Source organism: Embleya sp. NPDC008237, from assembly GCF_042956465.1.
In the GTDB taxonomy this organism is placed as follows: domain Bacteria; phylum Actinomycetota; class Actinomycetes; order Streptomycetales; family Streptomycetaceae; genus Embleya.
Window position 1 is genome coordinate 183,989 of record NZ_JBIBGL010000007.1, and the last position, 13,722, is coordinate 197,710.

At 71.7% G+C, this 13,722-nt stretch carries 9 protein-coding genes; 3 read left to right on the forward strand and 6 right to left on the reverse strand.

The window, feature by feature from the left end; all coding sequences use genetic code 11:
• Positions 1-207: 207 nt before the first annotated feature.
• Together ACFZBU_RS19765 and ACFZBU_RS19770 are read right to left on the reverse strand one after the other, a co-directional pair.
• Positions 208-1,584: a VWA domain-containing protein gene (locus ACFZBU_RS19765; RefSeq protein WP_391584903.1), complete on the reverse strand. Its 1,377-nt coding sequence runs from the start codon at positions 1,582-1,584 to the stop codon at positions 208-210.
• A 146-nt stretch (positions 1,585-1,730) separates the two neighbouring features.
• Positions 1,731-3,104, reverse strand: a complete 1,374-nt coding sequence (locus ACFZBU_RS19770) for an MFS transporter (protein ID WP_391584904.1) — start codon at positions 3,102-3,104, stop codon at positions 1,731-1,733.
• Positions 3,105-3,872: 768 nt separating this feature from the next.
• Between ACFZBU_RS19770 and ACFZBU_RS19775 the strand changes: the two genes are divergently transcribed.
• Entirely contained in the window at positions 3,873-4,076 is a 204-nt protein-coding gene (locus tag ACFZBU_RS19775; RefSeq protein ID WP_020555278.1) for a cold-shock protein, read from the forward strand.
• Between the two features lie 272 nt (positions 4,077-4,348).
• Here the strand turns inward: ACFZBU_RS19775 and ACFZBU_RS19780 are convergent, their stop codons facing one another.
• The 3 genes from ACFZBU_RS19780 to ACFZBU_RS19790 form a co-directional block, all read right to left on the reverse strand.
• Positions 4,349-6,103, reverse strand: a complete 1,755-nt coding sequence (locus tag ACFZBU_RS19780) for an MFS transporter (protein ID WP_391584905.1) — start codon at positions 6,101-6,103, stop codon at positions 4,349-4,351.
• 561 nt (positions 6,104-6,664) lie between these two features.
• Positions 6,665-7,456, reverse strand: a complete 792-nt coding sequence (locus ACFZBU_RS19785; RefSeq protein ID WP_391584906.1) for a hypothetical protein — start codon at positions 7,454-7,456, stop codon at positions 6,665-6,667.
• A gap of 369 nt (positions 7,457-7,825) precedes the next feature.
• Positions 7,826-10,003: a hypothetical protein gene (locus ACFZBU_RS19790; protein WP_391584907.1), complete on the reverse strand. Its 2,178-nt coding sequence runs from the start codon at positions 10,001-10,003 to the stop codon at positions 7,826-7,828.
• Between the two features lie 1,920 nt (positions 10,004-11,923).
• Between ACFZBU_RS19790 and ACFZBU_RS19795 the strand changes: the two genes are divergently transcribed.
• Together ACFZBU_RS19795 and ACFZBU_RS19800 are read left to right on the forward strand one after the other, a co-directional pair.
• A complete protein-coding gene (locus ACFZBU_RS19795; RefSeq protein WP_391584908.1) occupies positions 11,924-12,622 on the forward strand; it encodes a TetR/AcrR family transcriptional regulator in 699 nt (232 codons plus the stop codon).
• Positions 12,623-12,627: 5 nt separating this feature from the next.
• Entirely contained in the window at positions 12,628-13,218 is a 591-nt protein-coding gene (locus ACFZBU_RS19800; RefSeq protein ID WP_391584909.1) for a TetR/AcrR family transcriptional regulator C-terminal domain-containing protein, read from the forward strand.
• A 128-nt stretch (positions 13,219-13,346) separates the two neighbouring features.
• Here ACFZBU_RS19800 and ACFZBU_RS19805 read toward each other — a convergent pair whose 3' ends face one another.
• Positions 13,347-13,709, reverse strand: a complete 363-nt coding sequence (locus ACFZBU_RS19805; RefSeq protein ID WP_391584910.1) for a YbjQ family protein — start codon at positions 13,707-13,709, stop codon at positions 13,347-13,349.
• Between the last annotated feature and the right edge of the window lie 13 nt (positions 13,710-13,722).

The following is a 13,722-nucleotide window of genomic DNA, read 5'->3' on the forward strand; positions in this document are numbered from 1 at the left end:
GGACGGTGTTCCTGGGGCGCAGCGGTGCTTCCGGAGCGGAGCGCCGCTCCCGGGTCGGAGTGATGTTCCTGGGGCGCAGCAGTGCTCCCGGAACGGAGCGGTGCTCTCGGATCGGAGCGGTGCTCCCGGGGCGCAGCGGTGCTCCCGGAACGAAGCGGTGCTCCCGGGTAAGAGCGGCGCTCCCGGTACGGATCGATGGCCTCGGGGTCAGATCAGCAGCCCCTGGGACCTGGCGCGGGCGAGCCAGCCCGGGTATTCGTTGGTCATCATGTCGTAGAGCTGTCCGTCCGGGACGTTCGCCGGATCCTGGACCGAGAAGAAGTCGGCGTTGTCGACGTACCGGCCGGTCAGGTCGTCCAGCTCCTCCAGGAACGAGAAGCCGCCCGGTCGGCCGAGCCCCATGAACTGCCAGAAGATCGGCTCGAAGCTGGAGTAGGTCATCTGCTCGCGCGTCGCGTCGCGCGACGTGGTCTGGCCGTCGGTGATGAACATGACGTAGACGGGCAGGTCGTTCGCGAGCGGCTGGTGCCGTGGCCCGCTGCTGCCGAAGTAGTGCTCGCGGACCAGCCGCATGGCGCCGGCGTAGTCGGTCGAGCCCTCCAGGCCGGGGTTCTTGCGGATCCGCTCGGCCCAGCCGTGGTACTCGCCCAGCCCGAGTTGGCCGACCGCGTGGCCGCGGGAGCCGAACAGGAACACGTCCACGGCCGCGTTGTCGTCGAAGCGCAGGCCGAGCGAGAGCACCCGCTCCGCGAGCGCCTGCACCTTGCCCCGCTTGAACAGCGACTGCATCGAGTAGGAGATGTCCAGGCACAGCGCGACCCGCGCGGTGTGCTCGCCGAGGCCATGCTTCTCCAGGCTCACGGCGGCCTGCTTGGTCAGATTGAGCAGTTGCGGGTGGCCCTCTTGGGCGAGCCGCTTCTCCATGTCGACCAAGTTCTGCTTCTTCAGGCTGACCGCGGGGGCCGAGGGCGGCGGCGTGCTCGGACGGGCGGGAGCCGACGGGGGTGCGCTCGGTGCGGTGGGGGCGTTCGGCGCGGTTGGCGTGCCGGGGGCGTCGTCGGCGGCGACCTCGATGCCGAAGTCCGTGGCCAGGCCGGTGAGCCCGGAGGCGTACCCCTGGCCGACCGCGCGGAACTTCCAGGCCCCGCCCCGCAGGTAGAACTCACCGAACAGGAACGCCGTCTCGGTGGAGGCCTCGTCGATGTCGAACTCGGCGATCGGACCGCCCTGCGCGGACACCACGTGCAGCGCCAGACCCGGCACCTGCCCGAACGTGCCACCGTCGGCGGACGCCCCGATCACGACCCGCTCGACATCCGGCGGCATCGCGGCCAGGTTCACCCGGATCGTGTCGGTGACGAGGCCGTCGGCGGCGGGCCGCTTGCCGTCGTGTCGCACCGCGCCGGCGGCGTCCGAGGGCTGGTTGTAGAAGACGAAATCCGCCTCCGTCCGCACCTTCCCGGCGGCATTCAGCAGCAGCGCCGAGGCGTCCACGTCGGGAGCCCCCGCCGCGCGCCAGGTCAGGACCGCCCGCAACTCGGCAGTCGGTACCGGAGTGTTCCCACCTTTGCTTATCTTCGCCATGCCGCCCATCTTGCCCCCCAGGCGCAACGAAGGTGGGCGCACAGCCGACCGAACCCCAAGCCCCACCCCGACCCCGGGTGCCGGTGGCACGCCCGGCGCCCGTCGGCTCGCGCCCGGGGTCGCCTCGGGTCCGGCCGGCCTCGGGCCTACGGGCGTACTCGCGACCGCACCTTCGGGTGCGCCTGCGACCGCTCGTGGCTGCGCCGGCGACCGCGCAGGCGACTGGCCCCGGGTGGTCGGGAGGGTGGTTGGTCCGCGGGAAGTGCCACCCGGGTTCGTTGCCGGGCGGAGCGTTGCGTCGGAATCGATATCCGCTCGACCGGCGCGCTCGCATGTGTGCTCGCGGCAGTGTCCCTGGCCACAGCCGAGGCCGTGTGGGCGGCGTGGGCGAGGGGGAGAGCACAGAGGGCGGCGGTGATGGCGATCAGCGTGCCGGTGGTGGGCGCGCCGAACGCGCCGAGTGCGGACAGGCCGACGACCGGGCCGCAGGCGGCGCCGAAGGTGTTGGCCGACATGGCCAGTGCGCTCCACCGGCCGCGCTCGTCCAGCGCCGCGGCCACGCCCAGGACGTAGGTGGTGACCGCCTGGCAGGAGGCGTTCCAGCCGAGCAGGCCCACCGCGTAGAGGACCAGGCCGCCGCGGGGTGCGAAGGTCGACATCAGCGCGGCCGCCCCACCGGCGCCCACCGCCGCCACCAGCGGGACGGTCCGGCTCCGACCCCGTCCGCCCGACGTCGCCACCACGACTCCGACGACCCCCGCCAACAGACACCCGGCGCACAGCGCGCTCACCGTCTCGGTGGACAGCCCCACCCGATCGGTACCCACCCCCGAGGCGATCGCCCACAGCGCGTTCATCGCCACCGAGCGCACCCCGACGGCCGCGGTCAGCAGCAGTCCGGTGCGCCGATGGGGCGCCGGCCCGAGTGCGACCGCGGCATCGGCCGGGGCCACCGCCACCGGCAGATGCCGCACCATCGGCAGCGCCCCCAGGCCGACCGCCGCCATCACCCCGACCGTGGCGAGCCGACCGCCGCCGAGCAGCGGCACCAGGGTGTACAGGACCGTCCCGGACAACGCCACCGCGAGCAGCGCGATGCCGGACGTCCGGGCGGGGTCGCGGGTACCCGCCATCGCGGCGGTGGCCACCGTCAGCGCCATCCCGCTGCCCGCCCCGCCGACGATCGCGGCCGCGACGGCGAGCCGGGTACTGCCGGTGATCGCCGCGACGGTGAAGCCGCCGACCATCAGGAGCAACCCGATCCGGGCCTGCCGCTCGCGCCCCGCGCCGCCCGCCGCCCGGGTGACGGCCGCACCCGCGACCGCGGAGCCGAGCAGTACGGCGGTCCCGATCGCGCCGGCGGCGGTGCCGGACAGGCCCAGACCGGTGCGGACGGCATCGAGGAAGGCAGGCAGCAGGTTGGCCATCAGATAGCCCGCCGAGGCCAGGATCGAGATGGCCGCGACGGCGGCGCCGGACCGTCCCGCGCGGGCGCGCGCGGGCAGGGTGAATACGGACACGGGTGGAGCTCTTTTCCCGAACGGGCCGCCGGCGGCAGGCCGAGGTGCCGCCACAGGGCGGGTCGGCGAGTGCGGCGAGGCAGGGGAGCGCGGCCGGCCGAGGGCCCGTCGTGGAGACGAACGGGCGATCCGGGGCGGCGCGACGCTCTATGTGCGCGCGGACGTGCGTGATGGATGACGTACGGGCCGCGCGAGGGGCGACCGGCGGCACGGGGCACGGTCGCGGGGGCCGCATGAGGCGGCCGAGGAAGTGGCGGGGCGTTACACGGGCGTCCTGGCAGGAAGGCGGGGCGAGGGAGGGTCTGCGAGGCCCCGGTGAGGTCCGTGTCCGGCGACCCGCCCCGGGTGCGACGAGCCCGTACGCGCTGACGCGCCCGGCTCGGCGGGATCAGGGTGGCACCCCGCGCGGCGCGGTGTCCAGGATTGTTGGTTTGGAATTCGTTACAGGCGGGTAACGCGGCCCGGTCGGCCGTACCGGACATCTCGTCGGCGCACCGATCACGCTCCGGGTCTCGGGTGCTCAGGGTGGGGTACGAAGCGGTCGGATCCGGCCGTTTTGCAGCAGTACTCGATCTCGCTCCCATCCTGTGTTAGTCTTGAGCCTGTTGCAGTTGTGGTTCGCATCATCTTCTGAGTGCGCCTGTAGAGCTGTTCACTACAGGTGCATTTTGCATTTCGGTAGCTTCCGAAATGAGGGCGAAAAACGCGGCGACGCCCGGATTCACGAAGTGTGGATTCGTTCATCGGCCCACATGTAGGGAGAAAAATATGGCTACCGGAACCGTGAAGTGGTTCAACTCGGAAAAGGGCTTCGGCTTCATCGCGCAGGACGGTGGCGGCGACGACGTCTTCGCCCACTTCTCCGCGATTCAGGGCAACGGCTACCGTGAGCTCGTCGAGGGCGAAGCCGTCGAATTCGACGTCGTGCAGGGCCAGAAGGGCCTCCAGGCGGAGAACATCAACCGCCTCTGATCTTCACTGATCAGCACGACCGAGGGCCGGTACCGCACTTCGTGTGCGGCGCCGGCCCTCGGCGTTTTCGGTACGACTCTCGGTGCTTTCGGTACGACATGCGGCGTTCTCCGTACGGCCTTCGGGTTCCGTACCACGCGTGGCGTTCCCCGTACGGCCTTCGAGGTTTCCCGCCGGGCCCTCGGGGTTTCCGCAGGAATCGCGCCCGCGGGCACGGTGTCGCCGCCGACGGCGGCCTCGGTCCCGCCGCGTAGGGGCATGCCGCTGCCGGGTCAGGCGGGTTGGCCGGCCTCCGGCGCCTTCTCGGCCGCGCCGAGGGCCGCAAGTTCCTCCTCGACCCGACGTGCGTGCGCCTCCTCGTCCTCCCGCGCCTTGCGCGGACTCCAGCGGCCGGCCATCACGAACACGCATGGGACGAACAGCGCCTGACACGCCAGGGTCAGCCACCACCAGCGCATCCACTCGTCGCTCGCGCGGTCCTTCGCCTTCTGCACTTCCTCGCCGTGGTCGATCAGGATTCCCAGCGACTTCTGCTTCTGCTCGACCAGATTCAGCTTGGTGATGTCACCGCCGGCCAGCTGCAACGCCTTGATCTGCAAATCGATCGGGATCGACGCGCGGTCGGGGAACTTGGACATCCGGATGAACAGCGCCGGATCCTTCTGCACCAACTCCAGCGCCGGACCGGCGTCCGCCTGCGCCGCGACCACCTCCTCGCCGTGGTTCACCAACGGCGTCGCCGACGTGACGATCACCGGCGTGAACACCGCCGAGACCGACACCACGATCCGGATGATCCAGCCCCACACCGCCAGCCCCGTCGCGGTGGCCGCAGGGTTGTGCTTCTCGACGGTCTCGGTGTACCCGGCCATCCACGGCGCATAGGTCAATCCGCTGCACACGCCGATGCCGACCAGGAGCCACGCGAACGTGTAGTAGTCCGTGTCCGGCTTGTCCGTGGTCAGCGCGAACAGGAACGTGAACACGACCGTGCCCACGCCGCCCACGATCATGAACGGCTTGCGCACCCGGGTCAGGTCGGACGCGATGCCGACCACGACGAGTGCGATCGCGTTGGCACCCCAGTACCAGTTGGCGAGCGCGTTGGTCCGCTGCTCGGAGTACCCGTAGACGGTCGAGTAGTAGACGACCAGGTTGCCGACGACCGTGTAGTAGAACATCAGGTGCAGGCTGATCCCGAGCGCGGGTGCGAGGATGTCCAGCCGCATCATCTGCCGCCAGTGGTTCTTCTGCGCGGCCTCCACATCCAGGCCGCGAGCCCTCGCCTCGATCAGCGCCTTGTCCCGCAGCGAGACCATGAGCTGGTCGCGCAGCGCCGGGGACAACTCGCGCAGCCCGAACAGCGCGATCACGAAGACGACCAGGCCGACGATGCCCGCGTATCGGAACTCGTCCTGCCAACTGCTGGTGTCCAACGTGTTGCTGCTGACCGTGGTGACCACCAGGCTGCCGATGATCGGCCCCAGCGTCCAGAAGCCCATCGCGCCCGCGCGACCCACCTGCGGCGAGAAGTCGCGGATCAGCGCCGGCGTGGCGACCAGGGCCATGCCCTCGACGATGTTCACCAGGGCCATGAAGAACATGAACCAGCCCTTGCTCTGCGCGTTCGGCAACGCGAACAGCACGAGCACACCGGTGAGCAGCAGGCCGTACACGACCAGGTTGGCCCGACCCCACCGGTCGGCAAGGCCGGCCAACAGCGAGGCGAACGCGCCGACCGCGTTGCCGACGACGGAGATCATCGTCGCGTACATGAAGGTCATGCCGTACTCGTGCATCAGCAGCGTGGAGACCGCGTACTGGATGTACAGCTCGTAGTAGAGGATCACCGAGCCGATGACCACGATGGACAGGTAGAAGATCCGCGGCCCGTTGGCCGGGTAGCGGTCCAACTGGCGGTGCCACAGGCCGCGGAACAGGGCGGGCAGCGGGCCGCGAGGTGCCGACGGCGGGGCTTCGGGATCGCTCGCGTCCGGCGGGCCCGATGGGGACGTGGTGGAAGACATGCGGCCTCCTCGACGAGCGTGGGTCTATCGAGGTACAGGAATGCGGGGAACGCGGCCGTGCGAATACGTCGGACCGGGGGGAAGGGACGACCCTCCGGGCCAACGCGTGGAGTGACCTTAGTACCGGCCGGTAGCGCGCTACCAGAGCGAACGCCAAGAAATGAAACGGGTTGCGATTTTGGCCGGGGGCAAGGGCCTTACCTGGGCGGATGTGGGGGGTTGAACGCGGGGAGAGGCGGGGGCTGTCGGGGAGGGGCGGCTTTGCGCGGGTCGCGGTGGCAGGCGGGCCGGGGCGGGCGTGGGTGGGCCTCGAGGGGGGCGCGGCGAACGCGGCGGGCTTGGCGGGCTTGGCGGACGTGGTTGGTCGAACGCGTGGGTCGGCGAGGGTTTTCGAAGGGGGCGGTTTTGGGCGGGTTGCGGTGGAAAACGTGGGCCGGGGGCGGGCGTGGGCGGACCTGGGGCGCGGCGCGCTGGGTTCGGGGGCCTGTGGACGGGATGTGGCGGGGCCGGGGCGTTGGGATGGGGCTGCCGGACGTGGGGCGGCCGGGTGGCCGAGCAGCCTTACCGGTCGCGCCCACCACTGTCGCGACCGGGCTCGCCGAGGTCGTCGAGGTCGCCGGAGTCTTCAAGGCCACCGAGATCGCGTACGTCACCGGCGTCACCGGCGTCACCGTCGAGACGACCGGGGCTGCCCGGGCCGGCCGGATTGCCCGGCCCGCCCGGGTCACCTGGGCCGCTTGTGCCGCTTGCGCCGCTTGGGCAGCCAGGGTCACCCGGGCTGCCCACATCGTCCTGCGCATCCCGCTCCGATTCACCTACCGCAGGAAGCGGACGATGCCCCCACGATCCGACCTGGAACGGCCCGCCCAGGGCCTCCCAGCCGTCTCCGCCCTCCCCGTGCACGATCACGCCACGCCCACCGCAGCAACTGCCCCCACCCGGCACGCCATCGCCCGCCTCCTCCCCGGCCATCCCGATCCGCCGCGCGTCCGCGTACCACCGGTCGATCGACCGGGCGAAGTCCGGATCACGGTCTGCCCGCAACGACAGTGCGCCGGCGAGCGCGTAGGCCCGGGTGTACGCCCGCAGTCCGCCCGGGGTTTCGTGTCCGAGCAGGGTGAGCTCCAACTCGCCCGTGGGCAACGGCGCCGGGCGATGCGGTACGGACGACCCGGTCGCGCGCGACGACCTCGATGTCGGCGGTATCGCGTCCGACTCGCCCTCGGGTCGCTCCGGCTCGCGCGGCAACGGCGTCCGCACCAGTTCCACGAGGCGCGTCCAGGCCAGGCGACCGGCGTCGCCGCCGGCTCCGGCGGCAAGCCCGCTCAGCAGGTCCACCGAGATCGATTCCACGCGATACCCCTTGCATCGGGCGATAACGGTGGGTCCACGGTAGAACGCAGCTGCCCGCACTCGGGCCGGAACCGCATGCGCAAGTGTTTCCCAATCGTGCTCCGGATTTCGGCAACAACATCCGGTAACGGCACCCGGCAACAACATCCGGCAACGGCACCAGGTCCGGCACCCACCCGACGGTCACACCCGCAGGCCCACCCCTCGATCGTGCGTGGGCCGCTTCGGTTGGGTGCGCGGAAGGCGCGCTCGGCTCCGGGGCGGGCCGGCGGCCTGGGCCGGCGCGTCTCGAAGGCGCGTCTCGAAGGCGCGTGTCGACCGTGCGTACGGGCGGCCCGGTTGCGTGCTGCGTGCACGCCGGGCGGCGGCTCAGGTCTTCGCGTGTCGGCGGCGGACGGGGGCGCCGCGGACCTGGGTCGGCCGGCGGGCGGGATCCGGGTCGGGGTGGGCCTGGCCGAGTGGGTCGGACTGGGCCTCGGGCCGGTGTTCGGGCCGTGGGCGGGGGTCCGCCGCGGCCGGGTCGAGGATGAACCGCATCCGGGTCAGGTGCGCCCGGGCGGTTTCCAGGCCCCGATTCGCCGAGCCAGGGACACGTTCGCGCATCGCCACGACGGCGGGCCCGAGCCGTACCGATTCCTGAGCGTCCGGGATTCGCAGCCACACCTTGAGCGCGTTGTCCGCGGCGGCGATCGTACTCGGGTGTTGCGGGCCGACCGCCTCCGCGCCGCGCTCGGCGACCTGGCAGTAGATCAACACCGCGTCCGCGACCCGACCCAGTCCGGCGCTCACGAACGCGAGCATGGCCTGGGCGTCCAGCGTGCCGGGATGCGCCGGACCGACCAACCTCTCCATGTGCATGCTGAGTTCGGCGGCCTTCTGCCACGCCTCCATGCCGCGCCCGGTGTCCGACGCGTGCCGGATGGCCGCCAACTCGTGCCAGTACGTGGGCAGTACGTCCGCCGGCCGGATCAACGCGCCCGCCGCCGACGCGCCCTGGGACAGCGCCCGCCGGGCGGGTGTAGGCGCGACGGCCCGGCCGCGCACCGGCATCGACATCGGCCGGCCCGGCCCGATTCCTCGGTTCGGCGCGAGTGCCGGGGGCAGTTGGGTGGGACTCGTGCTCGGCGGACGACGTGCGGCAGTCGGTGTCAGCGCACTCGCGTCGGTCGCCTGGATTCGCACGGTTATCCGAGGCGGCAGCGGCGGGGGCGGCGGCTCGGGATGCGGCCGCGGCGCGGAACCGGCCGCACGGCGGTTCGGGTCGGCGCCCATCGTCGGGCGGGTCGCGGGCCGAGACGCGGCGCTCGCGGGGCTGTTCACAGGGCTGTCGGCGGAGCGGTCCGCGGAGCTGCGTGCGGATCCGGCCGCGGGGGCGGTCGCCGAGCCGCGTGCGGGGCCGTTCGTGCGGCGGTCGGTCGGGCCGGGGAACTCCGGTTCGCGCTCGAGCAGCGCGGACTTGGTGGGTGGGCTCGGCTTGCCACGAGCGGCCGGACCGCCGGCGCCGCGACCGGTCGCCGACGGCGCGCCGTCCTTGCGGGCGGATGGGCCGAGTGGGCGGCTGCCCGGCTTGGCGGCGCCGGCTCGGAGGGCCTCGCGCAGGCTGGTACCGGGTACCTCGGGCTCGTCCTCCGGCCCGGAGGTGAGTACGGAACGGACCAGGCCCAGCGCCCGCCGCCCGACACCGGGTTCGTCGCGCGGCCGGGTGGCCGGGGCCGGGTGGGCGTCGGGTTCGGCCCGCGGGTCGGCGACCGGCGGCCGCCGGCGGGCAGCCTCGGGGTCGGCTCCGCCGCCGATCCCGCCACCGACCACGCCGGAGCCGCGCAGGCCGGAACGCTGCGCCGGGGTCATGCCGTTGGGCGGCACGGCGGACAGCGCGGAGATCCCGGTCCCGGTGGCGCCGTTGCCGCGCGGCGTGACCGCCTTGAGCCGGCGAACGGCCGTACGCAGGGTCGGCGGACGTGCCTCGGGCGAGCAGTTGGCCAGCGCGAGCGAACCGGCGGATGGCGCGAACTCGACGGTGTCCGGGGCCAATCGGGCCCGCTCGGCGAGCAGCGGATGGATCTCCTCGGCCGGTACCGGATCCGGCAGTTCGGGAAAGCCCTGAGCGAGCGCGGCCACCAGCGCCCGGGTGAACGGATGCGGCGGACCCTTGACGTCCGGCGGATTCAACACGCCCCACAGCGGAAGGCCCTGGCACAACTCGTGCGCCCGTTCACGGGCCGCCTCCCAGGTTTCCCGCCCCGCCGTCAGATCGCAGATCACCAGGGTGTTCTCGGCCGGCCGAGGACCGAGCAGTTCGACCACCCAGGACCACGGAAGCCCGTCGTAACGCACCGAGCCGGACGTCGAATCACGCAGGCCCAGGTGCAGTTCGCGACGCCGACGGTCGAACAGGAGGCGCCCGGTCAAATAGACGATCACCGGCCCGTCCACCGCACCCGCGGCCTGAAGATAGGCCCGAACCGCGTGCGGCTGCACCGCGTCCGGCAACTGCACCACGTCGGCGGCGGCGTCCGGAAAGAGTTGATGGGGCGTCAGAGCCGACATCGCGACCAGGTTGCTCCCAGTCTCCGACCGCCGTCTCCGCCCGGATCCACCACCCTCCACAAGCAGCAACTGCCCCCGCTCCGACGGGATTCGGATGACCCGCCCACCACCACGTTCGGTCATGTGTGCCTCCCCGGCCGAGCCCATCTGGGTGGACCACCACGCAACTGAAGGTTAGGGGTATCGACCGGCCATGGTCGACATATCGGACCGGTTGGCCGGTGGGCCCGATCGGCACACGAGCTCACAACGGGGCGCGCGGGGGGCGCGGGGCGCGCGGGTGTGTGGGGGTGTGGGCGGAGGTGCGGGGTGCGGGGCGGGGCGGGGCGGGGGGTGCGAGGCGGGGGTGGGGTACGCACGGTGGGGGCGGGCCAAGGTCGAGGCGGATGATGGGGGTGGGGCGGGGGTTGGGCGGGGCCGGTGGGAGGTGGGCGTGGTTCGGCTTGGGCGGGGGAGGGGGGTCGACGTGGGCGGTGGATGGGGCGAGGTTGGCGCGGGGTGCCTCGGGCGGGCCGGCAGGGGGTGAGATCGGAGGCGTTGGCTCGGGAGTCGGGAGCCCCGGGGCTGGGAGCCGGGGTCGGGGCCGGGCCGGGGCGGAGTCGGAGCCGGAGCCGGAGACGGGGCGGGGCGGGACCGGACGGTGACGTTGTGGGGTCCGGGCTGGGCGTCGGGCTTCGAGGCGAGTGTGGCGTGGGCTAGCCGGGAGAGGATCGACCCTCGAACGGCGTGAGAGCGGTGCTCTCGTTTGTGTTCGGCGTCCGCGTCTTGGAGCGACGTGGGATGACGCGCTGTTGCAGACGGTGATTCGGAGCGGTGCTCTCGTCTGCGCCCCCTGTCTGCAGTTCGAAGCAGCGATGCCAGGGAGCGGCCGTCCGGTACCCGCATCGGAACTCGGGAGCAGTGCTCTCGTTTGTGGCTGGTGTGCGCGGTTCGGAGCAGTGATGCGCGAGCGGCGTGCGCCTTGGAGATGGTGGCTTGAGAGCGGTGCTCTCGTTTGTGGCTGGTGTGCGCGGTTCGGAGCAGTGATGCGCGAGCGGCGCGCGCCTTGGAGATGGTGGCTTGAGAGCGATGCTCTCGTTTGTGGCTGGTGTCCGCGGTTCGCAGCAGTGATGCGCGAGCGGCGCGCGCCTTCGAGAGCCAGTTGGCTTGAGAGCGATGCTCTCGGTCGTGTCAGGTGCGCACCACAGAGCGGCCATGCGCGAGGGGGCGGTGCGTCCCCTCGACGCAGGGGCTGGGAGCAGCGCTCTTGGTTGTGATTCGCCGCGTCGGTGGCGCGTGACATGAGCGGCGCCAGCGCGCGTTCCCGGGGATACAAGAGCGGTGCTCTCGTTTGTGTCCCGTGTCCGCGATCCGCGATCCGCAGTCCCGAGCCCGCGGTCCCGAGCAGAATTGCGCGAATGGCGGGCCGCCTTCGCCGCGGCGGATTGAGAGCGGTGCTCTTGGTTGTGGGTGGTGCACGCGACTGGGGGCGGTGGTGCGGGACGGAGCGGTGGCGTGCGTTTCAGAGGTGGCGTTGCAAGAGCGGTGTTCTCGTTTGTGTCCGGTGCCCGCAGTTTGGAGCGGTGATGCGCAGGTGGGTCTGTCACTGCCCTTTCCAGCGCGGCCGGTTGAGAGCGGTGCTCTTGGTCGTGCCTGGTGTTCGCGCCTCGGAGCGGTGATCTGATCCAGGACATGAGCGGTGCGGGCATGTTGAGGGTGCTGATCCGAGAGCGGTGTTCTCGTTGTGGTGCGGTGAGGTGATACGAGGAGAGAGGTGTACTGCTTCGAGAGTGGTGCTCTCGAATGTGTCCCCCGCTCACGCCTTGGGGCTTGGGGATGTGAGCGTGGTGGTGTGGGAGCGGTGTTCTCGTTTGGGTGGAGTGATGCGAGATCAGTGCTCTCGTTTGGGTGCAGTGCTCTGGGGTCTGGCACACTGGCCGGATGACCGGAGCCACGCGCACGGCGCGCGATCGTGCCAGAGCCGAACTCGCCCACGAGATCAAGGCGGCCGCGCGTCGTCACCTCGCCGCCGAGGGCGCCCAGCAGCTGTCGTTGCGCGCCGTCGCCCGCGAGCTCGGCATGGCCTCGTCCGCGCTGTATCGGTACTTCCCGAGCCGCGACGACCTCCTGACCGCGCTGATCGTCGACGCGTACAACGCGGTGGGCGAACGGGCCGAGCGCGCCGTCGAGGCCGCGGCCCCCGCCGAGCACCCCCGCGCGGCCTGGCGCGGGCTGTGCGACGCCGTTCGCGACTGGGCGCGAGCGCATCCGCACGAGTACGCGCTCATCTACGGCTCCCCGGTCCCCGGCTATCAGGCGCCGGAACACACCCTGGCCCCCTTCGCACGCGTCCCGTTCGCGCTCCTGCGCATCCTGCGTGACTCGGGCCAGGACTTTGCCCGCCCCTCCGGCGCATCCGCCCTCCCCGGCCCACTCGCCGCGCAACTACAAACGGTGGTGGAGGCGAGCGGGTTGGACGTGCCGCCGCAGGTCCTGGCCCGAGCCCTGTTCGCCTGGACCGGCGTGTTCGGCATCGTCAGCTTCGAACTGTTCGGCCAACTCGCAGGCAGCGTCGACCCCGCCGACCCGTTCTTCGCGTACGCCGTCGAGCGGCACGCCGACCTGCTCGGACTGGCTTGATCCCGATGGGCCGTCTCTCCCGTGCGCAGGTCCTGGACGCCGCGCTCGCGCTTGCCGATCGGGACGGTATCGGCAAGTTGTCGATGCGTCGGATCGGGGCCGAGCTCGGCGTCGAGGCGATGACCCTGTACCACTACGTTCCGAACAAGGACGCCGTCCTGGACGGCCTGGTCGAGCGGATCGTCGCGAGTGTGTCGCCGGAGCCGGCCGGGCCGCGTTCGGTGTGGCTCGCCGAATTCGCCCAGGCGTTCCGTGCCGAACTGCTGCGCCACCCGGCGGTCGTCCCGCTCGTGGCCACACGTCCGGTCGCCACACCGAACGCCTTGGCCGCCGTCGAACGCGCCGCCGCGGCACTGGTGGATGAGGGCTTCGCGCCGCTGCGAGCCTGCCAACTGCTCAACGCGATAACCACGTTCGTGATCGGGCACACGTTGGCGGAGCTGGATCCGGCCGACTCGCCACCGCGGACCACCCCCGGGGACGTTGCCGAACTTCCCTGTATCGCGGCGGCGTTGGCGGAAGGTCTTGGCACGCAGGCCGACCACGACGAACGGTTCGGGTTGGCGATCACGGCGCTGCTGGCAGGTATCGCGTAGGTGCCCCGGTCGGCCGGACACACGAATCGGCCGCCCCCGGATCGGATCCGCCCGCCGCGGGGCCGCCGCCCTGTCCCCGCCCCCGCCGCCGTGCCGTGCCGAGTAGGGCCCCGCCGAACCGCGCCGAACTACGCCTGCGTCAGTACCACGGCCGTGCCGTACGCGCAGATCTCCGTTCCGTTGCCCGCGTCGGTGACGTCGTACCGCATCGCCAGGATCGCGTTGGCTCCCCGGCCGCGGGCCTGTTCCACGAGTCGTTCGGCGGCCTCCGTACGGCTTTGCACGAGGGTCTTGGTGAGGCCGCGGAGTTCGCCGCCGACCATCGACTTGAGGCCCGCGCCGAGTTGGCTGCCGATGTTGCGGGAGCGCACGGTCAGGCCGAAGACTTCGCCGATCACCCGCTGCACCCGGTAGCCCGGTACGTCGTTGGTGGTGATCACGAGTACGTCGGGGTTGTCGGGCGCGCCGCCGTACGCATCGAGATCGCTCATCTCGGCCTCCGGA

Excerpts from the sequence above, each read along its gene's own strand:
- ACFZBU_RS19805 (WP_391584910.1), bottom strand. The coding sequence starts at position 13,709 with ATGAGCGATCTCGATGCGTACGGCGGCGCGCCCGACAACCCCGACGTA.
- ACFZBU_RS19790 (WP_391584907.1), bottom strand. The coding sequence starts at position 10,003 with ATGTCGGCTCTGACGCCCCATCAACTCTTTCCGGACGCCGCCGCCGAC.
- ACFZBU_RS19795 (WP_391584908.1), top strand. The coding sequence starts at position 11,924 with ATGACCGGAGCCACGCGCACGGCGCGCGATCGTGCCAGAGCCGAACTC.
- ACFZBU_RS19780 (WP_391584905.1), bottom strand. The coding sequence starts at position 6,103 with ATGTCTTCCACCACGTCCCCATCGGGCCCGCCGGACGCGAGCGATCCC.
- ACFZBU_RS19800 (WP_391584909.1), top strand. The coding sequence starts at position 12,628 with ATGGGCCGTCTCTCCCGTGCGCAGGTCCTGGACGCCGCGCTCGCGCTT.
- ACFZBU_RS19765 (WP_391584903.1), bottom strand. The coding sequence starts at position 1,584 with ATGGCGAAGATAAGCAAAGGTGGGAACACTCCGGTACCGACTGCCGAG.
- ACFZBU_RS19775 (WP_020555278.1), top strand. The coding sequence starts at position 3,873 with ATGGCTACCGGAACCGTGAAGTGGTTCAACTCGGAAAAGGGCTTCGGC.